Annotated in this window: 18 protein-coding genes; 9 read left to right on the top strand and 9 right to left on the bottom strand. The window is 69.8% G+C overall.

From position 1 onward, the window contains the following. Positions 1-130: 130 nt before the first annotated feature. On the bottom strand, positions 131-1,534 hold the full coding sequence (locus D7X32_RS06990) for an APC family permease (protein ID WP_167506449.1): 1,404 nt from the start codon (positions 1,532-1,534) through the stop codon (positions 131-133). A gap of 66 nt (positions 1,535-1,600) precedes the next feature. Here D7X32_RS06990 and D7X32_RS06985 point away from each other — a divergent pair, with 66 nt between their 5' ends. Then, positions 1,601-2,593 (top strand): hypothetical protein, encoded by a 993-nt coding sequence (locus D7X32_RS06985; protein ID WP_120601721.1) that lies wholly within the window; start codon positions 1,601-1,603, stop codon positions 2,591-2,593. A 16-nt stretch (positions 2,594-2,609) separates the two neighbouring features. Here the strand turns inward: D7X32_RS06985 and D7X32_RS06980 are convergent, their stop codons facing one another. Then, positions 2,610-3,005, bottom strand: a complete 396-nt coding sequence (locus D7X32_RS06980; protein WP_147450055.1) for a hypothetical protein — start codon at positions 3,003-3,005, stop codon at positions 2,610-2,612. Positions 3,006-3,140: 135 nt separating this feature from the next. Further along, the gene (locus tag D7X32_RS06975; protein WP_120601719.1) at positions 3,141-3,545 is read right to left on the bottom strand and encodes a RidA family protein; all 405 of its coding nucleotides are present in this window, start codon (positions 3,543-3,545) and stop codon (positions 3,141-3,143) included. A 105-nt stretch (positions 3,546-3,650) separates the two neighbouring features. Between D7X32_RS06975 and D7X32_RS06970 the strand changes: the two genes are divergently transcribed. Both D7X32_RS06970 and D7X32_RS06965 read left to right on the top strand, forming a co-directional pair. Beyond that, a complete protein-coding gene (locus D7X32_RS06970; RefSeq protein ID WP_120601718.1) occupies positions 3,651-4,562 on the top strand; it encodes a LysR family transcriptional regulator in 912 nt (303 codons plus the stop codon). Between the two features lie 127 nt (positions 4,563-4,689). Continuing rightward, positions 4,690-5,958 carry a DEAD/DEAH box helicase gene (locus D7X32_RS06965; protein ID WP_120601717.1) on the top strand — a complete coding sequence of 423 codons (1,269 nt, stop codon included), beginning with the start codon at positions 4,690-4,692 and terminating at the stop codon, positions 5,956-5,958. 84 nt (positions 5,959-6,042) lie between these two features. Here the strand turns inward: D7X32_RS06965 and D7X32_RS06960 are convergent, their stop codons facing one another. Next, on the bottom strand, positions 6,043-8,928 hold the full coding sequence (locus D7X32_RS06960) for a YncE family protein (RefSeq protein ID WP_120601716.1): 2,886 nt from the start codon (positions 8,926-8,928) through the stop codon (positions 6,043-6,045). Between the two features lie 226 nt (positions 8,929-9,154). On the opposite strand from D7X32_RS06960, the gene D7X32_RS06955 reads away from it, so the two are divergent. Further along, on the top strand, positions 9,155-11,917 hold the full coding sequence (locus D7X32_RS06955; RefSeq protein WP_244238880.1) for a winged helix-turn-helix domain-containing protein: 2,763 nt from the start codon (positions 9,155-9,157) through the stop codon (positions 11,915-11,917). An 18-nt stretch (positions 11,918-11,935) separates the two neighbouring features. On the opposite strand, the gene D7X32_RS06950 is transcribed toward D7X32_RS06955, so the two are convergent. Together D7X32_RS06950 and D7X32_RS06945 are read right to left on the bottom strand one after the other, a co-directional pair. Further along, positions 11,936-13,369 carry a carotenoid oxygenase family protein gene (locus D7X32_RS06950; RefSeq protein ID WP_120601714.1) on the bottom strand — a complete coding sequence of 478 codons (1,434 nt, stop codon included), beginning with the start codon at positions 13,367-13,369 and terminating at the stop codon, positions 11,936-11,938. A 40-nt stretch (positions 13,370-13,409) separates the two neighbouring features. Next, positions 13,410-13,865, bottom strand: a complete 456-nt coding sequence (locus D7X32_RS06945; protein ID WP_120601713.1) for a hypothetical protein — start codon at positions 13,863-13,865, stop codon at positions 13,410-13,412. Between the two features lie 287 nt (positions 13,866-14,152). Here D7X32_RS06945 and D7X32_RS06940 point away from each other — a divergent pair, with 287 nt between their 5' ends. The 4 genes from D7X32_RS06940 (at position 14,153) to D7X32_RS06925 (ending at position 18,610) form a co-directional block, all read left to right on the top strand. Continuing rightward, complete coding sequence (locus D7X32_RS06940; protein WP_147450054.1) at positions 14,153-15,766, top strand: hypothetical protein; 1,614 nt, start codon at positions 14,153-14,155, stop codon at positions 15,764-15,766. A 197-nt stretch (positions 15,767-15,963) separates the two neighbouring features. Next, a complete protein-coding gene (locus D7X32_RS06935; RefSeq protein ID WP_120601711.1) occupies positions 15,964-16,584 on the top strand; it encodes a hypothetical protein in 621 nt (206 codons plus the stop codon). A gap of 212 nt (positions 16,585-16,796) precedes the next feature. Then, positions 16,797-17,672 carry a caspase family protein gene (locus D7X32_RS06930; RefSeq protein WP_120601710.1) on the top strand — a complete coding sequence of 292 codons (876 nt, stop codon included), beginning with the start codon at positions 16,797-16,799 and terminating at the stop codon, positions 17,670-17,672. A gap of 41 nt (positions 17,673-17,713) precedes the next feature. Then, complete coding sequence (locus D7X32_RS06925; RefSeq protein ID WP_120601709.1) at positions 17,714-18,610, top strand: hypothetical protein; 897 nt, start codon at positions 17,714-17,716, stop codon at positions 18,608-18,610. Between the two features lie 53 nt (positions 18,611-18,663). On the opposite strand, the gene D7X32_RS06920 is transcribed toward D7X32_RS06925, so the two are convergent. The 3 genes from D7X32_RS06920 to D7X32_RS06910 all read right to left on the bottom strand — a co-directional run bounded on the left by D7X32_RS06920 (position 18,664) and on the right by D7X32_RS06910 (position 21,339). After that, the gene (locus D7X32_RS06920; protein ID WP_147450053.1) at positions 18,664-19,269 is read right to left on the bottom strand and encodes a hypothetical protein; all 606 of its coding nucleotides are present in this window, start codon (positions 19,267-19,269) and stop codon (positions 18,664-18,666) included. Positions 19,270-19,286: 17 nt separating this feature from the next. Then, the gene (locus D7X32_RS06915) at positions 19,287-20,216 is read right to left on the bottom strand and encodes a hypothetical protein (RefSeq protein ID WP_147450052.1); all 930 of its coding nucleotides are present in this window, start codon (positions 20,214-20,216) and stop codon (positions 19,287-19,289) included. Positions 20,217-20,283: 67 nt separating this feature from the next. Then, complete coding sequence (locus D7X32_RS06910; protein WP_120601706.1) at positions 20,284-21,339, bottom strand: tetratricopeptide repeat protein; 1,056 nt, start codon at positions 21,337-21,339, stop codon at positions 20,284-20,286. A 27-nt stretch (positions 21,340-21,366) separates the two neighbouring features. On the opposite strand from D7X32_RS06910, the gene D7X32_RS06905 reads away from it, so the two are divergent. Further along, positions 21,367-22,296 (top strand): metallophosphoesterase, encoded by a 930-nt coding sequence (locus D7X32_RS06905; protein ID WP_120601705.1) that lies wholly within the window; start codon positions 21,367-21,369, stop codon positions 22,294-22,296. Positions 22,297-22,361: the final 65 nt, after the last annotated feature.

Here is a 22,361-nt window from a genome sequence, read left to right as displayed (position 1 = left end):
CGTCGCGCTCCGTGAGCCTACAGGCCAATGGCAACCGGTGTCGGGAGCCTGGGGGAGGAGTGATGGATATGCCTCGAAGTTCTGGCTTTGCGTCCCGGGCAGGGACCGCCCCCGATGGGGTTGCTTCAGGTCACGGAGCGCCCAGGGCCGGCGGGGCCTCTGTCCGCCGCGTGCGCCGGCGCCAGTACAGGAACACGGGCACGCCCGCGCCGAGCAGCACCGTTCCCTTGAGCGCGTTGAGCGGGTTGGAGGCCGTCGAGCCCAGCAACACGTACAGCGCGGCCGCGATGAAGAGGAGCGGGGTGACGGGATAGCCAGGCACCCGGTACGCGGCGCGGGGCACCAGCCCCTGGCGCTCGCGCGCGCGGTAGACGAACAGCGTCGCGGCGGTGGCGCCGAAGACCAGCCAGTCGGCGAAGACGACGGAGTCGAGCAGCTCGCCGTACGTGCCCGTGCCCGTGAGGAGGATGGCCCAGGCCGCCTGGAAGAGGATGGCGTTGGAGGGCGTGCGGTAGCGCGGGTGCAGCCGGGCCATCCAGGGGAAGAACAGTCCATCCGCGGCCATGGCCTGGTAGACGCGCGGCGAGACGAGGATGACGAGGTTGAGGAAGCCGAAGGTGGAGAGGGCGACGCCCGCGGTGATGAATGTGCGGCCCGCGGGGCCAATCAGCTGGCCGAGCGCGTCCGCCGCCGGGGCGCTGCTCGCCGCGAGCCCCGCCGCGCCAAGCGTGCGCAGGTAGGTGAGGTTCGCGAGCAGGTACACCGTCACCACGCCGATGACGCCGAGCAACAGGGCGCGCGGCAGGTTGCGCTCGGGGTCGACCATCTCCTCGGCCACGAAGTTCGTCTGCTGCCACCCGCCGTAGCTGAACAGCACCGGGACGAGCGCGGCCCCCATCGCGAGCACCAGGGAGTCGGGCGCCTGGGGAGCGGCGACGGCCTCCACCACCGCGGGATGAGGGCTTTCAAGCAGGAGGCCCGCGCCCACGAGCACCGCGAGCGCCAGCAGCTTGAGCACGGTGAAGACGTTCTGCGTGAGCGCTCCGGGGCGCACGCCGAAGTAGTTCACGCCGGACAGCAGGAGGATGGCGCCGACGGAGAGGGGGAACCGGAAGCCGGGCCCCAGGCCGGTGAGCGCGAGGGTGTAGTTGGCGAAGGTGACGGCCACCGCGGCAATGGCCCCGGTGGCAATCATGAGCATCAATCCCCACGCGTTGAGGAACGCGGGCAGCGGGCCAAAGGCATCGCGCAGGTAGACGTAGCTGCCGCCCGCCTTGGGGTTGCGCTGCCCCAGCTCCCCGTAGATGAAGGCGCCGATGAGCGCGACGATGCCGCCAAGCAACCACACGCCCAGGGTGAGCCCGGGTGTGTGCACGCGCTGCGCGACGATGGCCGGGTTGAGGAAGATGCCCGAGCCGATGATGCCGCCAATGACGAGCATCACCCCCGAGAAGAGGCCGACGCGTCGCGCGTAGCCGTCACGAGGTTCGGCCGGACGGGCGCTGGCATCATCCTGGGGAGGGGAGGGGCTCATGGGGCGCCGAGCATATCGGCTAGCATGCCTGCCGCCGAACATGCCCATTCCGGAAGGAAGTTCCCCATGGCGTCTGGTGATGGCATCGACCCGGCGTTGAACGCCCTGGTCCTCGATGCGCCCATGGCGGGCCTGATGAGTTCCCTGCGCGCGCTCTCGGAGGTCCAGAAGGCCCGTCGCTTCTGGAGCCGCATGAGGGTCCTGGTGGGGGCCTTTCTGCAGTGGGTGGGCCTCATCCTGTGCGTGTGGTTTGCTGGCACCGTCGAGGGCGCCCTGTCCGTCGTGGCGGGAGTCCTGTTTGTCGGGCTGGCGGCCGCGCTGTGGGTGCGAAGCCTGGTCTCCACGGTCTTCCACGCGTTCGGCCACCGTGGCGACGATCCGAATCGCAGGCCGGCGCTGGTCATCCACGTGCTTGAGCGCCTCAAGGCGGACCTCGCACCGGACACGTCCGTGCGCCTGCGATTTCGCCCCGACCCCCGTCCCGAGGGCCCGGGTTCGAGCCTGTATCGCTTGGGGCCCGGGAGGAAGGGTTCGCCGGATGTGCTGGATCCGTGGCTCCTGCTGGAGACGCGGCTGGCGGATGGCGCGCACCTGCGGCTGAGCGCGGTGGAGCGCCGCAGGATCAAGGTCAGGGACCATGGCCCCAACGGGCCCCGGCGTCGCACGCGGACCAAGGAGTACGACACGCTGTTCCTGGAGGCCCGGCTGCGCGTGAAGGCGAAGCGGCACCCCCAACTCGCGGCGCTGACACAGGACCGGGCCCTGGAGGCAGTGCGCCTTCCGCCCGGCGCGCAGCTCCAGCGGCTGCGCATCACCGGGGAGCAGCTCCGGCTCCGGATCCGGTTGGAGGAGACCTGGCTCCCCAGGATCCCGAAGGACGCGGCGGCCGAAGCGTCTACTGCTCCGGATGCGTCCCGCGCGGTGACGATGATGCTGCTGAGCCTCTACCAGATGCTCCACCTTGCCCGGACGCCTCCGGCCCCCAGGTCCGTCAAGGAGCCGCCGCGCGCGAAGTCGCCGCACCCCCGCGCGAAGTCGCGGCGCCGCCGCTCCGGTTGAGCTGGAGGGCCAATCCCTAGAACGAGCCGCTCCACGTGAGCGCGGCCCCGCCTTGAGTCGGCGCGACGCCGACGTCGGTGAGCACGGCGAGGGTGCGGTGTTGCCGCTTCCAATCGACGTAGGTGTTGTGGCGGCTGACTCCCACGAGCAGGAGCGGGACGCCCACGGCCGCGAGGACGCCGCCGATGGCCAGGGAGGAACCCAGGCAGACGTCCTGCGTGTCGCGGGGAATCAGACTGGTCTTGCAGAGGGGCGAGGTGAGCAGGTTGACCGCCCCCACGCCGGTCATGATGCTGCCGGCGACAAGCATCCCGGTGCCCGTGGGAGGAGGCTTGCCGTTGAGCAGATCATTCCCGCGCTCCTGGGCGAGTGCTTGAGCAGAGGCGAGGGTAATGGCTGCGCTTACGAGCAATGAGAGGGCTGCTTTCATGCGATGACGAGAGCGCTGCCGCGAACGTGACGTCAAGCGTACCCAGGTCGAGCCACGTTTCCTGGGGCATCTGGCTTGGGGGTGACCTGGGTCCGCGCGCACCGTGCAGGCAGCGGCTCAGTCCACGACCGCCGTGGCTTCAATCTCGACCAGGACGCCCGGCTCGAAGAGCACGGAGACCCCGATCAGGGATGCTGGCGCCGGTGCAATCCGCAACTCCTTGGCGACCTGCTCGATGCCGGCGAGGAAGTCGGGCATCAACTCGCGCTTCCAGTCGACCACGTAGATCGTCAGGCGAACGACGTCGTTGAACGTCGCCCCGGCCGCGGCGAGGGCGATGGCGACGTTGCGGTAGGCCTGCGCCACCTGTCCGGCCAGATCCCCGCGTGCGACGAGCTGGCCCTCCGCGTCGTACGCGACCTGTCCCGCGATGTGCACCTGCCGGGTGCCGGTGGCGATCGCCACCTGCCGGTACACGTCGGGCTTCATGATTCCGTCGGGGTTGAGCAGGGTCACGGGCATGGATGAGCTCCAGAGGGGAGGTGAGTGCCGGGCTCATATACCGGGGCCATTGACGAACGGCGTTCCCCTCTCCGGCGATGCGCTCACTACAATGGATCGCCATCGATGAAACGCGCCCAGCTGGATGAGATCTTCGCCTTCATGGCCGTCGTGGACGCGGGCAGCTTCGTGGGCGGTGGGCAGGCTCTCGGCCTGACTCGCTCGGCGGCTGGCAAGGCCTTGGCCCGATTGGAATCCCGCCTGGGGGTGCGCCTGCTCAACCGCACGACGCGTCAGCTCAGCCTCACCGACGAGGGCCGCGTCTTCCATGAGCATTGCCTCCAAGTCCTGGCGGCCCTGGACGACGCGGAAGCCAGCGTCGGGCAGCACACCGGCACTCCGCGAGGAGTGCTGCGGCTCACCCTGCCCGCCGCGTTCGGCAAGCTGCACGTCCTCCCCTTGCTGCGGGACTATCTGCGGACCTGGCCCGAGGTGCAGGCGGAGGTGAGCTTCACCGATCGCGTCACGGACATCATCGAGGAGGGCTACGACCTGGCCGTGCGCATCAATGCGTCCAGCGCCGATACACGTCTGGTTTCCCGGGTCGTGGCTCGGCACCCGGTGTTCGTCTGCGCCGCGCCTGCCTACCTGGAGGCGCGCGGTGAACCCCGCACGCTGGAGGAGCTCGCGGCGCATGAGTGCCTGGTCTTCAGCAGCCGGACGCGACGACAGCCCTGGTATCTGCGCCAGAAGGGCGGCTCACCGGTGAAGGTGGAGGGACGAAGCCGCCTGCGGCTCGACAGTGGTGAGGCCATCCGGGACGCGGCCGTCGCGGGACTGGGCATCGCCTACCTCCCCAGCTTCCTGGTCGACCAGGACCTGGAGAGCGGGCGGCTCAAGGCGCTGCTGCCATCCTGCGAGACGGAGTTCGTCCCGATCATGGCGATCTACCCGAGCAAACGGCACCTGCCGGCGAAGGTGCGGCGCTTCATCGACCTGATGGTCAAGCAATGGAGCGCGACCCTGACCTCACGTTGATGCTCCAGGGCGTTCCCGGGGCGGGCGCCGTTCGGTCTACCCGCCCTGCACGCGCATGCGACCGCGCGGGTGGCGCCGGGGCAGGATAGGCTCCCGGCGTGTCGTGCCACCCCAAGGCTCCCCTCCCATGACCTTTGCTTCGCTCGGCCTGTCGGACGCGCTCACCCGCGCCGTGGCCGAACTCGGATACGACGAACCCACGCCGGTGCAGCGCGCGACCATTCCCGTGGTGCTGCGCGGCGGCGACGTCCAGGCTTCGGCGAAGACCGGCTCGGGGAAGACCGCCGCGTTCCTGCTGCCCATCCTGGAGGCCCTGCGGGCGCGCCCGGGTGGAGCGGTCCGGCCGGTGCGGGCCTTCATCCTGGTCCCTACGCGGGAACTCGCCGCCCAGATCGTCGACTCCCTCCAGCGGTATGGCCGTCACTTGAAGAAGCCGCTGAAGACCTGCCTCGCGGTCGGCGGCGTCTCCGCGAACCCGCAGATGCTGGCGCTCCGAGGCGGCGCGGACGTCGTCGTGGCCACCCCGGGCCGCGCGCTGGACCTCGTGGAGCAGAACGCACTCCGGCTGGGCCAGGTGGAGACGCTGGTGCTCGACGAGGCCGACCGGTTGTTCTCCCTGGGCTTCGCCGACGAGCTCAACCGCCTGCTCGCGCTCCTGCCCGCGCGCCGCCAGAACCTGCTGTTCTCCGCCACGTTCCCGCCCGCGGTGAGCACGTTCGCGGAGCGGCTCCTGCATGAGCCCACGCGCATCGACGTCGATGACGGGGGGCTGCCCTCCGCGGACCTCATCGCCCAGCGGGCCATCCAGGTGGATGTGCCCCGGCGCACGATGCTCCTGAGGCACCTGCTGGAAACCCACGCGTGGTCCCATGTCCTCACCTTCGTCGCCAGCCGCTACGCGGCGGACCATGTCGCGTTGAAGCTCAACCGCGCCGGCATCACCGCGACGTCGCTGCACGGAGAACTCAGCCAGGGGGCCCGCACGCAGGCGCTCGCGGACTTCAAGGCGAAGCGCGTGCGCGTCCTCGTTGCCACCGACGTCGCCGCACGCGGCCTGGACATCGTGGGACTGCCCGCGGTCGTGAACTACGACCTGCCCCGTTCTACCGTGGACTACGTGCATCGCATCGGCCGCACGGGGCGCGCGGGCGAACAGGGCGTGGCGATCAGCTTCGTCAGCGCGGACACCGAGGCCCACTTCCGTCTCATCGAGAAGCGGAACCACCTCACCGTCGCGCGAGAGCAGGTGGCCGGATTCGAACCGGTGGAGACGGCCGGGCCCGCCGCACCGGCGCTGGATCCGAACGGCGGCGTGAAGGGCCGGCGCAAGAGCAAGAAGGACAAGCTGCGCGAAGCCGCCGCCGCCGCTGCCCCTCCCCCGAAGCGCAAGCCGTAGCGCTCCTGCTTCACGGCGCGAAAAAGCCCCGCCTCCCCGGGGTCACCGGAGAAGCGGGGCAGGGGGGCCACGAACAGCTGTCAGCTACTGGCCGTCGAGCCTGCCATCCAGGTTCCGGTCCAGCGCGATGCGCGTGCCGGAGCCCGGAGGCACCGCGGTGAAGGTCACCTCCTGGCCCAGCGTGTTCGCCAGCGCGCGCAAGGCCGCGGTGGTGAGGTTGGCGGTGCCGTCGTCGGGCTTCCACGTGCCCGCCACGCGGTCGAACAGGAAGCCCTTCACGCGGGTGCCGATGGCGGCCTTCGCCACCAGGTCGGCCTCATACGTGGAGCCGCCGAGCACCTTCGACACGAACGGCGCCTGCGCACGCGCGAGCAGCAGGTCGATGCGCGCTCCCACCACGGAGGCGTTCGTCGCCGTGAGCGTCACCTGCTGACCCACGATGGGCGCCAGGTCGGAGTCCGCCGCCATCATGAAGGCCTCCACGCCACGGCGGTCGGTGTCGTTGCGGAAGCCCACCAGCGGCCCACCGATGCTGGTGTTGGAGAAGACGATGGCGCTGAAGAAGCGGAACAGCGTGTCCACCGCGCCGTCGTGCGTGAAGCCGAAGCCGCGGATCTGGTCTCCCGTGGGCCCGGTGTCCGGGTGCTGGAAGAAGCTGTTGTCCGGGAAGCCGAACATGCCGACCTTCGTGTACATGTTGCGCACGTGGGGAATCTTCATGATCTGGCTGATTCCCTCGAAGCTGGAGTGGCCGTCGGTGCCGAAGAAGCCCTGCGCGGCGTCAATGGTGTGACAGCCATTGCAGTTGAAGCCGGTGTTGGTGCCAATCGCCAGGCCGTCCACGCGGCGGCTTCCGAAGAAGAAGTCGCGGCCGGCCGCCTGCGTCGAGGTGAGCGAGTTGTCCAGGTTGCGGATGGGATTCGGCGGCAGCTGCACCTGGAGCTGGAAGTTCGTGAACTTGTTCATCTCCGCCTCGGTGGGCTGATCCGCGCGGCCCAGCAGCCCCGGGAAGGCGACGACGAAGTTCTTGAACGACAGGGCCTCGTCGTACGCACCGCTGCCGAAGAAGCCCGTGGAACGGTCTCCGCGCCAGTGCATGGCGCCCGAGGTGGACATGCCGCGCAGGGTCTGCGTCGTCATGGGCCCCTTCATCGGGTGGAAGGAGTTCTGGTTGCCGGTGCCGTTGATGTCCGAGCTCGGGTGGCCGGTGAGCAGACGGAACGCGCCAATCTCCAGGCTGCTCGCGAGGCGCTTGTCGATGGCGTTGGTCGTCACCCCATCGTCCGGATTGCCCAGGTCCCAGGCGAGCTCGTCCTTGTCGCCGAAGATGTGGCAGCTGGCGCAGGAGGCCTCGCCGTTGGCCGAGGAGAAGTTCGCGTCGTAGAGGAACGGGCGGCCCTGCACGACGGAGTCGGGTTCGGGGTTGTAGAGCGCCGCCGAGGCCACCTGGCTCTTCGTGGCGAGGTCGATGACCTTCACCGCGTTGTCGAAGCGGGTCATCACGTAGAGCCGGTTGCGCGCCTCGTCCAGCACCAGGCCGCTGGGACCGCCGCCGCTCACCGGGATGTAGTTGGCGCTCGCCGTCCGGGGGTTGAAGGTGTCCGCCTCCAGCGCCGCGGTGTCGAAGACGCCGACCTTGCTGGAGCTGAACGCGGCCACGTACAGCTTCGCGCCGTCACCCGAGATGGCCATCTCCGTGGGGGTGGAGAGGCTGTGGTTGCGGGCCGTGGGGTCGAAGCCGGGGGAGCCGGCCAGCTTCGAATAGTCGAGGTGCTTGTTCAGGTGGCGCGGCGTCACCGCCGTCCCCTTGATGACGGTGATGCGCATCTTCGCGATGTTGCCTTGCACCGTGCTGCCACCGAAGGCGCCGGGACCTTCGAAGCGGGTGAGGTTGTTGGCGTCGCTGTTGGTCGCGTACACCACGCCCGTCTTCGGGTTGGTGGCCAGGTTGAAGACGGTCGTTCCCACGCCCGTGTAGAACGCCTTCTGCTGCAGGCCGTCCGCGTCGATGGCGAAGACGTCCTTGTCCGGCAGGTTGAAGCGCACGCCGTTGTTCCAGTTGCGGCCGAGCGTGTCCTCCCAGCGGCTGAGGCTGCTGTTCCACTTGACGATGAGGCCCGTCTCCGGCGCCTTCGCGCCCTCGGCGTTCGTGGACGGACCGGGCAGGCCGCCCAGGAAGAGGTTGTTGCCCCACGGGAACGTGTCCGGCTGGACCAGACACACGCCCGCGCTGCCGAAGCCGTCACACACGCTGTCCATGTTGATGGTCGTCGTGCGGTTGCCGGACTGCGCGATGGCCGCGTAGACCGTCTTCTTGTCCGGGCTGACGGCGAGGCCTCGCGGCGTGTCGCCGAAGAGCGTCAGGATGCGGACGGGCGTCCCGCCCAGCGTCGTCCCCAGCGCGGCGGGGTTGAAGACCCAGACGTCCGCGCGGCCCACGCCCGGCGTGATGAGCTGCGGATCCCCCGCGCCGGGCACGGACGCGATGGACGGATCCGTGCGCTGCTGGCCCCGGTGCGCGGTGGAGATGAACGCATAGCCGTTGGCGCCGGCGAACACGACGTCGCGCGGCTCGTCACCCACGAGCAGCGTGCGCACCACGTGCGGCGTGCCGCTCACGCTCACCACGCTGATGCTGTCGGACAGGTGGTTGACCACCCAGACCTCGGTGTTGCCGCGCACGGCGACCGACACCGGCTCCAGCCCCACCGGGACCTCGGCGGCGAGCGACAGGCCCCCGCTGGTGACGTTGAAGACCTCCAGGCGGTTGTCCGGCGTGTTGACGGCGAACAGCTTCGTCCCGTCGGGAGAGAGGGCCAACGGACGCACGTGCGCGCTCTCGAACTCGATGAACGAGGGCGCCTGGGCAGCGGCACGGGATGAGGCGAACAGCGACACGGCGGCGCACAGCAGACCGGCTCGGGCGCGCCACCGGTTCTTGCTCATGCCCACTTGCGGGATGCGGACCATGGGGACCTCCTGGGGGAGCAGGGAAGAACTGCACAGTCGGAATTACCAGCCGCCGCCAGGACATCGCCCCCTCCGAAGGGAGGGGGCGGGAGGGGAACGCATGCCCCCAGAGGGTGACGCATCGCGGCGTTCGCTGTTTGACGCTGTGCGGGAAGGCGCCCCGGTCCCCAGGGGGGGCGCCCGTGGTCTACTTGGCATTGCAATCGGTCACCGGGGGAACGTGCCCATGCCGAGCTCTCGAAATGCGCTGGGGGGCCCTGTCGCGCCAGCGCCGGTGGGCGACCCGCTCTCACACCTGCTGCCGACGAAGCTCGCGCCGCCGCAGACGGCGTCGGTGCTCGTGTCGCGGAGCGCGGCGCTCCGGAAGATCGACCGGGGTGTTGGCGGCAAGCTCGTGCTGGTGACCGCGCCGCTGGGCTCGGGCAAGACGACGCTGCTGACGCAGTGGTACCGCGAGGTGCGCGGGGCGCGGTTGCTCGCGTGGCTGTCGCTCGATGAGCGGGACAACGCTCCGGAGCGCTTCTTCTCGTACCTCGTCGGGGCCATCCGCCGCGCGGCCCCGGAGTTCGACGCGTACATCGCCAGCCAGCTGGATGCGCAGGTGGCGCTGCCGCTGGACCATGCGACGACGGTGGTGCTGCGGAGCCTGTGGAACCTGGGGCGCGAGCTCGTCGTCGTCATTGATGACTTCCACGTCCTGCGGGAGCGCGCGCTGGTGCGGGCCTTCTCGTATCTGTTGGATCACGCTCCGCCGCACGTGCACTGGATCGTCTCGTCGCGCGGCCCGCCCGAGCTGGACCTGGCGAAGCTGAAGCTCACCGAGCAGCTGGTGACGCTCGACAGCCGCGACCTGGGCCTGGATGGGAATGCCATCCACGAGCTGGGTCAGCGCCTGTGCGGCGCCGCGCTGAAACCCGAGGACGTCGAGTACCTGCGCGCGCGCACCGAGGGCTGGGTGGCCGGCGTGAAGCTGGCCCTGCTGACGGCGGGCGAGCACGCCAGCGTGAGCGACGCGCTCCGCAAGGCCATCGGCTCCAACCACGACGTGGCGAGGTACCTCGCGGACGTGGTGCTGCGCGAGCAGACGGAAGAGGTGCACGCGTTCCTGGTGCTGAGCTCGGTGGTGGACCGGCTCAACGGCGAGCTGTGCAACGCGCTCCCGGGCATCACCCACGGGCCGGCGCTGCTGGCGGAGCTGGAGCGGGCGCAGTTGTTCATCCAGTCGCTCGACACGCAGCACCAGTGGTACCGGTACCACCCGCTGTTCCTCGACTTCCTGCGCACCCAGCTCGCGTGCACGTACGGCGACCGCATCCCCCGGCTGCACCGCGCGGCCAGCGCGTGGTTCGCCGAGCACGAGATGCCAGACGAGGCCCTGACGCACGCGTTCGCGTCCGGAGACCGGGGCTGGTGCATGGCGCTCACGGCCCGCTGCGTGGAGGCGTGGATGCGCGAGGGCGAGATTGCCTCCGTGCTCCATTGGACGGCGAAGCTGACGCCGGAGGAGGCCTTCTGTTCGCCGGCCCTCTGCGTGGCGCGCATCGCGTGCCTCATCCTGTCCCGCGGCTTCACGCCTGCCTCCCTGGCCCTGCAGGACGCGCAGCGCCGGCTCCAGACCGCGCCAGCGGATCCGGAGCGCGAGCGGCTGTCGCGGCAGCTCTCCCGGCTCGCGCTGCTGCACGCCGTCCTGTCGGACTCGGCAGCGGGCTCCGGCCTGGAGCTGGAGGCGTCACCGGGGGAGGAAGACCCGGACGTCTTCATGGCGGGCGCGGTGCTGGCGGCGAAGGCGTACCAGGCGCTCCGGCTGAACCGGTTCGATGCGATGCGCCGGCTCGCGTCCGTCGCGCGCGAGACGCTGCAGGGGCTGAACAACCCATACATGGTGGGCTACACGGACGTCCTCATCGTCCTGGCGGACCGGGCGCAGGGCAACCTGAAGGACGCGTCGGACCGGTGCGAGGCGGCGTTCGAGCGCGCGAGCCGGGGACGGCGCAACCCGGTGTGGGTGAACGCGGCGACGGCGCTGGCCAACACCCGATACGATCAGAACCGGCTGGACGAGGCCGAGGCGCTCTGCATCGAGGTCCTCCCGCTGCTGTCCCAGGCGGCGGTGTTCGAGACCTTCGCGATGGCCTACCTGGTGCTGGCCCGCATCAAGACGATTCGGGGCAAGTACGCGGAGGCCTGGCAGCTGCTGGACTACCTGCACAGCGTGCTCGAGTGCGGACATCAGACGCGCTTCCTGGCCCATGTCTGCGGGGAGAAGATCCGCCTGTCCCTGGTGGAGCAATCCCCCGCGCGGATGAAGGCGGTGGCCCAGGAGTTTGGCTTGGGCGAGCGCATGCGCCGGGGCGAGTGGAGCGAGCGGCGCTTCTACGACGAGGCCTGGGAGCACCTGGGGGTGGCGCAGGCCTGGGTGTTGATGGCGCGCGGGCGGCACGACCGGGCACACGGGCTGTTGGAGACGCTGCGGGCCAGCGCGCATGACGCGGGCTGCGTGGCCCGGGAGACAGCGCTGCTGGCCGCGCTGGCGGTATGTCATTGGCGCGCCGGAGACCCCACGGCGGCGTTCGCCGCGGTGAACCGGGGCTTCGCGCTGGTGCCCCGATTCGGCTTCAGCCGGGGCGTGTTCGACGAGACACCGGGGTTGCAGGAGGTCATCGTCGCGGCCGCCACGCAGCGCAAGCTGAGCCACGTGCTGCCGGCCCGCTACACGGAGCGCTACCAGGACCTGCTGTCCCTGGGCACCGTCGGACAGACACCGTTCGCGCCCTTGCCCAGCGCACCGCTGGAGCCGCTCACCGAGCGGGAGCTCCAGATGCTCAAGCTCCTGGCCCAGGGGCTGAGCAACCAGGAGATCAGCGAGCGCTCCAACGTGGCGCTCTCCACCACGAAGTGGCACCTGCGCAACGTGTTCGCGAAGCTGGACGTGACGACCCGCACCGCCGCCATCGTGAAGGCGCGGGAGCGGCTGGAGCGGACCCTCTGAGCCCGCTCCGCCGGAGGCTCAGCTCCCGGTGGGGACGAACGTGCCGTGGAACGTGGGGGGCAGGGCGTGCTCGAAGTGGCAGCGCGCCACGGGACCCGCGTCCAGCCGCTCGGCGTCCAGCACGGCCACGTGGGTGGTGTCTGTCTTCGTGTCGAAGACCTGGGTGAGCAGCCAGCCGTCGTCCTCGGCCCGCGAGCCGGGGCGGGGCACGAAGACGGGCTCGGAGGGGTACTGGCCTGCTTCCAGCGCGGCCCGCGTCACGCGGCCGGTGCCCAGGTCCAGCCGCACCAGCGCGTCGTAGAGGCCGCGGCGGGCCTCGTGGGTGCCGTGCGCGCCCAGGTAGACCGTCTGGTACGGCCGGCACTCCACGCTGGGGGCGACGCGGGGGAACTCGCAGCTCAGGTCCAGCAGGGGCTCGCTGCGGAACGTGCGGGCCTTCAGGTCGATGCGCGCGCGGTGGAGCATGCCGTCGGCGTCGGTGGACGGGTTGCCGCGCAGCAGGTCCCCCAGCCACTGGTTGGAGGCGAAGTCGGGGTAGCGCACGTAGTCCACCACCAGCGTGTCGCCGTCCTCGTACGCGTTGGAGAAGTGCCAGTTGAAGAAGGAGTCGGCGGGGATGCGGATGGGGTGCGCCACGTCGTCGATGGGCACCACCAGTACCTCCGACGCCGCGCCCGGCCGGAAGGAGACGTTGTTCGCGAACGCGCCGATGCGCAGCAGCATCTTCAAGACGTCGATGCGCATCGCCGGCAGGAAGAAGATGAGGTAGCGGTCGGTGACGGTGAAGTCATGGACCATGGTCGCGCCGGGCAGCGGCACGGACCCCATGTGCCGCGCCTTGCCGTCATCCGGCAGGGCGTACAGCTCCAGCGTGTTCACCCGGCCGTGGTGCTGGCCGAAGTTGTACCGCGTCCCTCGCGACGGGACGCGGTGGGGGTGCGCGGAGAACGACTTCAGCACGGTGCCGTCGAGGTTCGTCTCGCCCAGGGTGGTCAGGTCCTCCAGGGACAGCTCCACGGGGAGGTTCGGCTCGTGCAGCGCGTACAGCCGGCCGTTCCACGGCAACAGCGCCGTGTTGGCGTTGTTCTTCTGGGGGTTGAGCAGCTTGTTGCGCAGCGGCGTGGGCATGGCGTAGCTGCCGTAGAGCTGCCGGCCCGCCTTGCGCTCCGTGACCATGGTGCGCGAGTCCACGAGCCGGGCCGCGCCTTGGACGCCGTCGGGCCCGAAGCGCACGCCCATCACGCCGCCGTCACCATCGAACCAGTGCTGGAGCGGGGCCCCGTGCACGTCGAACGTCCACGCGCCCAGGCGGAACAGCGTCCCGCGGAGGCCCTCGGGGATGTGGCCCTCCACCCGCAGGGGTTGGAAGCCGTGCTGGCGGGAGATGTTTCGGAAGGCCCGGTTCCAGGCCGGAGGGGGAGGGGAGGCCGGCAGCGGCGTCGCGGTGGTCATGGCGGGTTCGAAGGGCGCGGTGGAGGGAGGTCGCCTGGAATCAGGGCGTGGGCTGGGCGATGGCCGGTTGCTGTCCGCGCGCCTCGGCCTCGTCGCGGCGAATGCCCATGAGCGTCCACATGGCGCCGCTGAAGTCGATGCAGCCGAAGAACGTGACGATGGGATTACACAGGCCCAGCGCCGTGCAGACGATGAGCACCCCCACGATGAACGTGCGCCCCATCACCGCCCAGACGAAGAACTGGCGCATGTCCAGGATGGCCGCCTGATGGGACATGAACGACATGGACACCAGCAGTGCGCCAGCAAGCCGCATGAAGAACAGGTCCCCATCCGCCGCCCCGGGTGAGATGCCCATCACCTTGAGGAACAGCCCGGGCACCAGCAGCAGCGTGAAGGCGAGCGGGATGGTGTAGTAGACCCAGACGTACATCGAACGTCCCGCGTGGCTCAGCGTGGACAGCTTGGGGAACACCTTCGGTGCGAAGAGCATCATGTCGGCTCCGTGGGGGCGGGCGTGAGGCGGTGCCGGGAGCGTAGTGGAAATCCCAGGTTCCGCGCATCCCGGGGCCCGGCACGGCTTCCAGGGGGATGGACGTGGGGCGAGCAGGCCTGCGTGGCCGCCAGGCCCCGGCCCGGGTCTCCTGGGCTGGCGCGCCACATCGCGGCGCCCATGGAGGCCGGGCCCGCCGGAGGGATGGCGGCAGCGGCCGGGAAGGGAACGTCCGGATGAAGGCGAACCGCTGGCTGTTTCTTGGGGCCCTGGGTGTGGCCCTCGGTGTCATGGCTTGTAGCAGTGGAGACATTGGCAAGCCGCCAGACAAACCGCCGGTCACCGTGGATGCCGGAACGGACGCGGGGCAGCCCCTCCCGGACGCGGGGCCGGGCTCCCAATGCCTCGACGAGGGCACGGCGTGCAGCCGGGACTCGGGCGCCCAGTGCTGTACGGGCCTCTGTTCGGACACGGGCGTCTGTCCGGCCCCCAATCCCCAGTGCACCGCCGCGGGTGAAGCCTGCACCAGCGGCATCGAGTGCTGCACGAACAGCTGCCTGGACGGCAAGTGCTCCACGCTGCAGTGCCTGGACGTGGGCAGCACGTGCTCCAGCGCGGAGGCGTGCTGCACGAAGCTCTGCGGCGCGGACGGCAAGTGCGCGGCGCTGCCTTCCGGCGGCACCAGCAGTTGCAAGGTGCCGGGCCAGGCCTGCACCGGCGCGGGGGACTGCTGCTCCAGCAACTGTCAGGGCGGGACGTGCAAGCAGGCGTACTCGTGCCAGGCCAACAATGACCTGTGCATGAAGGGCGCGGACTGCTGCGGCGGTGTGTGTTCGCAGGAGAGCACGGGCACCCCGGGCCGCTGCGTGGCGGTCAGCGGTGGCGGCGCGGGCGGCTGCCTGCAGGACGGCAACCCGTGCTCGGGCTCCAGCACCTGCTGTTCGCGCACGTGCGTGGACCTGGGCTACGGGACCACGGTGTGCCAGCCGGTGGGCGGCTGCCGTCCCACGGGCAACTACTGCACCGACGACGGCGTGTGCTGCGGCGGTGAGAAGCTGTCCAACGCGGTGGACTGCCGCGAGAGCCGCTGTGACAAGCCGAATGGCTGCAACCCGGTGGGCAACATCTGCGGCAGCGGCCAGCTGCCCGACGGCGGCATCATCGACGTGAACGCCCGCGAGGCCTGCTGTGACGGCCAGAAGGCCGTGTGCAAGGTGGACTCCGCCGGCGTGCCGCGCTGCTTCGGCGGCTGCCCCAACAACAACTGCCCGGCGGCATGCCCCACGGGCTACACCGGCGAGGCGCCGTGCTGCATCGCGCAGGATCAGCAGTGCCAGTTCTCCGACCAGTGCTGCGGCGGCGCGCGCTGCCTGCCCGGCGCGAATGGCGGACTGACCTGCCAGAAGGTGACGTGCGATCCGGTGGGCACGCCCTGTGACCCGCAAGCCTCCAAGTGCTGCGCTGGCACCACCTGTTCGATCGTCTCCGAAATCGCCTACGCCTGCCGGCCCAGCACCGTGCCGGGCGGTGGCGGCACGGACGGAGGCACGGGCACCCAGGACGGCGGGACGGACGCGGGCACGTGCGCCGCGAACGGGAATGCCTGTGCCTCGGGTGCCGCGTGCTGCTCCGGCATCTGCACCAATGGCGCCTGCGCGGCGCCCAGCGCCTGTCAGCCCCAGGGCCAGGCCTGCACCTCGCCCGCGGACTGCTGCATCGGGCTCGGCTGCAACATCCCGGGTGGGAGCATCGTCGGCACCTGCCAGACGGGTTCGACCTGCTCCGCCGCGGGTCAGGCGTGCTCGCCCACCGGCCCGTGCTGCCCGCGGCTCAACTGCCAGACGGTCGCGGGGGAAGCCTGCACCGGGACGACGCCCTGCACGTGCAACAGTGAGATCGGCTGAGTCCGGATGTGGGCCGGTGGCGCGGGCTTCGAGGGCAGCGGACTCGAAGCCTGGCCGCCGCGCCAGGAGGCAATGAAATACACGGACGCGTGAGGGGCATAGACCCGCTGTGCTGTCATTCGGCCACATGCGGTATGTGTTTTGGAGTGACGCGCCGCGGGTGGTGTGAGTCCATGGAATTGCGATACACAGACATCATGCACTCATCCCTTCCGCGTACCGTGACTGCTGTCGCGTGTTCCCTGTTCCTGTCCCTCACGGCCTGCGGAGGTGACGACATCAGCTCCGACGAGCAGGCCCGGCGCGCGTACCTCGGGCTGGACACGTCCGTGAGCAAGGCCCTGCAGCTTGGCTTCGCCGGCTTCAACGCCGCGTCCAGCGCGAACATCCCGCCCCAGTCCACGACGGGCGGCGTCTCCGGGACGCTGCTCGTCACCGGGCAGGTGGACCAGGGCAGCTCGGCCAACAAGGGCATGCGCCTGCGCATTGGCATGACCGGGTACTCCGACGGAGAGATCGTCCTGGGCGAGGACGAGGACCCGGTGAACATCACCTACGCGTCGGGCACGGACACGACGACGCAGCCGGAACTCACCCTCCAGCTGCGCGACATCCCGGACGGCACCTTCACCGGGACGCTCGAGGGGCCCTTCCAGATGACCGGGGACCTGGAGGGCAGCGTCACCCTGGACCTCGCCCTCACGGGGGAGCTCGAGGACGACGGCACCGGCCAGGTCCGCCGCACGCCGGGCAGCACCCGGGTGACGGGCACCGCCACCTCCGGCGACGGCGTCTACACCGTCGACGTCACGCGGTAGCGCCAGAGCAGGTGGAGGTGCTGGCCGCGCTGCTGGTGGACGGCCACCTTCCGGCTCCACCGGGGCGGTCCGGAAAAATCTCACGAAGGGGGTGAGGGAAATCCTCCCCGGGTTTCGTTGATGGGCCAGGGCCGGGGAACGCACGGCGAACACCGCGCGCTCCCCGGGCCTTGAGGCCACCACGAACACCCCGGACGGGGGAGAGACGGACCATGAGACTCCGGAAGCAAACGCAACAGTGGACGGGCGCGGCACTCGCGGGGGCCCTGCTCCTGCCCGCGGCGGCGCTGGCGAACGAAACCCATGTCTACGGCATCGCCAACTTCGGAGGCGCGGGGCAGTGCGATGCCTCCTCGCACTCCGTGCATACGAAGACGGCGGCGGAGTTCGCGGGCTACTTCAACTCGCTCGTGAGCTCCGGACTCTGGTCGGACGTCCGGACCCTCAACAACTCGAGCGCGCGCGCGGACCTCTGGACCGACGCCTCGAAGGCGTCCGCGGCCGACGCGAAGGACACCCTGGCCAATGCCGGTGTGGACGACGCGGACGTCTTCTTCGTGCACACCCACGGCGGCCACAACGAGTCGCTCCTGCGCAGCTGGCTCGTGATGGGAACCGACGTGGATTCGTGCGCGGCCATCACGGACGCCCACATGAGCCTGGGCAACAACGGCAAGCTGAACATCGCCGTCGTGAAGGCCTGCCAGTCTGGCGACTTCGAGGTCTGGAAGCAGGGCGGGTACCGGCAGCTCGTGACGCCCACCAGCGGCTTCAGCATGTGGAACGCCTTTCACGGTGACTCGTCGTGCGGCAACTTCGTGAAGCGCTACGTGAGGCGCTACGTGGCGGACTCGCGGAGCGATGGCGTGGGCGAGAACTGGATCGACGAGGCCTACGACTGGGACATCGGCAAGAACAACGACGACTGCCCGGTGTCCATCGTCTTCGGTGAAACCAAGGCGGCGCGCGTGGCGATGTTCGAGGCTGGCGGCTGGCGGGACCGCAAGAACACCGGGAGCAAGGTCGCCTCCACCTACTTCTACGTGGCGGGCTGCGACCCCGACAACGGGCAGAAGCTGCCCGAGTGACCGCTGCCTCCATCGCCTTCGCCCAGAAAGAACGAACCGCCATGAAGACCCATCTGCTGATCCGATTCCTGACCGTCCTCCCGCTCGCCGCCGCGTCTGGCTGCGACAGCGGCGCCGTCATGGAGCCCGCCGCCGCCCCCACCACCCAGGTGGCCCGCGCGACCGTCGGCTTCATCTTCGATTCCACGGCGCTTGCCACGCCTCCCACCGGAGGAATCCCCACCACGCTGCTTCCCCGCACGGCGTTTGATGCCGCCGCATTGCAGGGCTCCCTGGTGGGAACGACCGAGCCCTTCTCCCATGCGGAGGTGCCGGTGGGCACCCGCCTGGACATGGAGTCCCAGACCTGGAAGATCGAGCGCGACCCGTCCGAAGGCCAGGCGCTGGTGCTGAACAAGGTGGGCGCTGGCCCGGAGACACCGCAGGACCCCGCGGTGTTGCAGCGGATCGCCCTGGCACGCCTGCAGCGCTGGGGCATCCCCACGGCGGAGCTGGGGGCGGTGCGGCAGGTGAAGTCCTTCAGCCAGAGCGAGGACAACGGCGTCGTCGAAGCGCCCGCGCTCCACCGACACAAGACCTTCGTGATGCGCGCCATCAATGGCATCCGCGTGGAGGGCCATCGCGCGGTGGTGTCCCACGGGCCGGATGGCAGCTTCCAGCGCGCGCTCATCAGCTGGCCGCCCCTGGCCCGCTCCGGCCACCTGCTGCGGACGCGGCTGACCACGGCGCAGATCGAGCAGCGGGCGCGTGAGGCGCTGGCGGCCGAGGGGGAGACCACGGGGGCCGTGCACCTCTCCTGGAAGTACGTGCCCTCCCAGCTCTCCACGGGTGAATGGGCGCTGACGCTCCAGGTGGCCGCGGTGATGCCTTCGGTCACCGGCACGACGAGCACCGAGGAGCCCCGCGTCATCGATGTGGACGTGAGCGCCGTGCCCTGAGCCTTCCGGACACTGGCTGGCCGCCCTCGCCTTGCGGGGGCGGCGGCAACGTCTCAATCGGTCAGCAACACCATCAGCAGATGGGCCAGGGCCTTGGCCTCCGCGTGGTTGGGGTCGAGCTTCAACGCCTGGCCGGCCATGGCGTCGGCCTCGGTCAGGCGGCCCTGATTCTTGAGGAACAGGCCGTAGGCGAAGAAGGCCTCCGCGGACTTCGGCTCCTTCGCGATGCGCTCCAGGAACGGCTTCTCTTCGTCGTCTGGCGGCGTGAAGGCACCTGATGGAGGACACGGGTCGCCATATTGGCCCTTGATGCTCTTGGAGTACGCCCCGGGCGCATGCACCTTGAGCGCCTTCATGAAGCGCTTGATGTCCTCGACCACTTCCGCGTCCCGGGCACAGAGTCCGAGCACGGCGATGTACAGCCCCTTGTTGAGCCCGGGGTAGTCGTCGGACTTCTCCACGGCCAGGAAGCCCCCGCTCGGCTGCGCCACGCGAACCCAGAGCACCTGGGCCTTCAGCCGGTCGAGCGCGGCCTGGGCCTCCGCTTCGGTCTTTCCGCCTCCGACGATGATGATGTCGTACGTGCGCGGCTTCGGCTCCCGGGCCGAAGCAAGCAATGGAACGCAAACGGCCATAATCAACAGGAGGCGAGAGGTCATCCCACCAATCTACCGGGTCAGAGCGCCTTGACGTAACCCGAGACTTTCGGATTGCAGGTGTATGCCTTCTTCAGCGCGGCCTCCGCTGCCTTCTTCTCCGCTTGGATTGTCGTCACGATGAACAGCCCCGGCGTCAGGCGTTTGAACGGCGTGCTCTCCAGGACCAGGAACCCGCTCGCGCAGAACTGATCCAGTTGCGCGCCGCCGCGATACGCAATCGCTTCCCGGGCCGTCTTGAAGCTTCCGATGATGGCCGCGTAGCGCTCGGGCCGGCGCCGGAGCTCCTTCACCGCTTTGCGGTCAGCGGCATCCCAGCGGTAGGCGTCGAGCTTCCACTGATCAGGCTCGCCGCTCTCGGGATCGGCGGAGAGAAACGCATACTCCCTGTAGAAGCCCTCGACCGGTGAGCCCGGTGCCAGCGGGTACGGGCCGACGTGGGACTGCTCCGGACCCGCGAAGTTCTCATCCCCATTCCAGGCTTCCGTGACCCCTCCGTCCTTGACCGCGTAGAGGCGGTGCCGGCGATGGACATGCTCGAACCCGCCCTGCTGGGTGACGAGGAGTCCCCACGCCCCGGCCTCCAGCCGCACCGGCTGGACGGAGGTCGTGACGTTCCGCTCCTCCTCGCCCGAGGTCCAGCTCTCGGAGGAGGCAGCCCCTTGGGACTCCTGCTGGATCTCGTGAGCCATGCCGTCGGGCAGCCTCGCCTTGCGCTTCGTGCCGGACCCTTCGCTCAGTTCGAGCTCGAGCTGGCAGGTGTCGCCCGCCTTGCGGCAGCCCGTGGCGCGCAGGACATACATCGCATCGGTCGTTTCGCTCGCCTTGAAGCGCTTGAGTTCGAGCCCCTCTTGAGCCGGAGGCGCGGCGCTGCTCACCCGAGGCACGACCGCGCCCAGGAACACGATGAACACCGAACCCAGCGCGGACCGATTTCCAAAGCCCCTCATCCTTGCCTCCCTGATTCCAGCCTCACCGCGCCGTAGCCTCGTCCCGCGATGCCCTGGGGCCGGTGATTCATTTCACGCCGGCCTGGGGCGTCCGCTCCCGCGCACGTTCAATGCGGACTCGCAGCTCGGGGTCCTCGAGCCGCTGCGCGATGGCGGCGGCCCGGGCCAGCGTGCCTGCATGATCCGGAGCGCCCTGGATGCGAGCGACCATCAGCAGGCCCATCACGCGCAAGCGGACATAGCCCCCATCGCCCGCATGCTCACAGGCGCGATGCGCGAGCCGGAGGGCTTCCCCATGCTCGCCCAGACGATGGAGGCCGAACGCGAGCCCGGCGTCGCGGCGATAGCTGGCGAAGGGATGCACGTCCTCGGTGGGCAGGGAGCGGTACAACGCGAGCGCCGCGGCGGAGTCCCCCCGGCGGTTGGCGTCGAAGGCTTCGTGGTCGACCAGGCGGGCCTGGAAGCAGGCGGCATCCGTGGGGTCCAGCTCCGCCCGTGACGCGTCGAGGAGACTCCGGGCGCGCTCCAGGTGGGGGCGCGCGGCGGCCTCCGCGCGTTGCACGTTCGAATCGAGGCGCGTCAGGAGATAGCTCGTCGCCAGGTGGTGTTCGATTCGCGCCGCCGGGGAGTCCGCGAGCGCCGCGGCCCCGTCGAGCAGGGTGCGCGCATCGTCGAAGGCCCGCTGGCGCAACGCCACACCCGCCAGTCCCAGGAGAATCCAGACGCGCGCCCTCGACTCGGAGAGCGGTGGGCGTTCCCAGAGGCGAAGCTGGTCGAGACAGAGCCGGACGGGCAGGTCGCCGAAGGGGCTGTGGTACGTGCCCATCCATCGGGCCTGGGCCTCGACGGTGGCGGGCACCCCGAAGACGCGCAGGAGCCGCTGTCCAATGAGTCCGCCGTCCCGCTGTACCCGGCCCCGCAGGCGCCGGAGGGCTCGCTCCACGGAGGTGGTGTCTTCCGCCAGGCCCCGTTCAACGAGCTTCCAGGCGACCGCGGCCAGGGAGCCGTGCTCCGTCACCAGGGCTTCGACGTAGTCGGACCACGTGTAGCCGACGGGGGACTGGGACGCGGTCGCGCGGTGTCCGGTTTTCTGTCCGTTCTGGCGCGGCTGCCCTGATGCCATCGTGGTTTCCTCGAAAGGACGCACGTCATGCGCTTGCTGCTCATCTCCGACACCCACGGCCACCTGGACATCGTCGAGCGGCTCGCGAAGGAAGCGCGGGCCGACGCAGTCTTGCACGCGGGAGACTTCGGCTTCTATGACCATGGGAGCGCGGACCGCGTCGAGTCCCGCGAGCTCTTCCTGCGCGTGGTTCATTCGAACCTGCCCGCGGACGTGAAGAAGCGGGCCAAGAAGCTGAAGGGCGATGCCCTCCGTGCCTTCATCCGCCAGGAGTTGCCCCTGTCGGACCTCGCGGAATGGTTGCGGGCCGGCAGGGGATTCACGCTGCCCACGTTCGGCATCTGGGGGAATCACGAGGATGGCGCCGTCGTCGCCTCGCTCCTCGCGGGGCGACAGCACGTCCCCAACCTGACGCTGCTGGGAACGGGGACGCATGGACCGCTCCGCTTCTTCGGGCTCGGGGGCAACCTGCTTCCCGGGCTGCTCGCGGAAGACGCCCCCATCGACGGAGGCCGCGGGAAGATTCACGCGACGGCTCGCGACATCACCGCGCTGCTGGACTCGGCTCAGCCCCGGGTGCCAGGAGAGGTCCGGGTGCTCGTGACGCACGTGAGCCCCGGAAAGGCGCCGCTGGTGGCGTTGCTCGCCTCGGCCCTGGATGCGGACCTCACGGTGTCAGGGCACATGGGGTCGCCCTACGGATGTGTATGGGATGACTTCGCGATCCGCGAACCCGCCGAAGCCGAGGCGCGCCTCGCCGCCGCCGCGTCCTCGCTTCCCGAGGCACTGAGGGAACGGCTTCCCGTGCCTGCGTCGGGAGGGGGCAGGGCCCGCTGGTACCGGGGCACCTTCCACGTCAACCTCCCGGATGCACCGGATGGCCACGCCGTGGTGGAGCTCCAGGACGGGCGCTTGCGGTTGGAGACGGTCTCCGCCGGGCTGCCATTGCGTGGTTGAAGGGAGAGGGTAGGCGTGCCCCGCCGCCTCCCTCCACAGCGGGCCTCCAGACCTCCTATAGTTCG

Source organism: Corallococcus carmarthensis (assembly GCF_003611695.1).
GTDB lineage: Bacteria > Myxococcota > Myxococcia > Myxococcales > Myxococcaceae > Corallococcus > Corallococcus carmarthensis.
The sequence above is the reverse complement of the archived record's forward strand: the minus strand, read 5'-3'. Positions and strand labels throughout refer to the sequence as shown.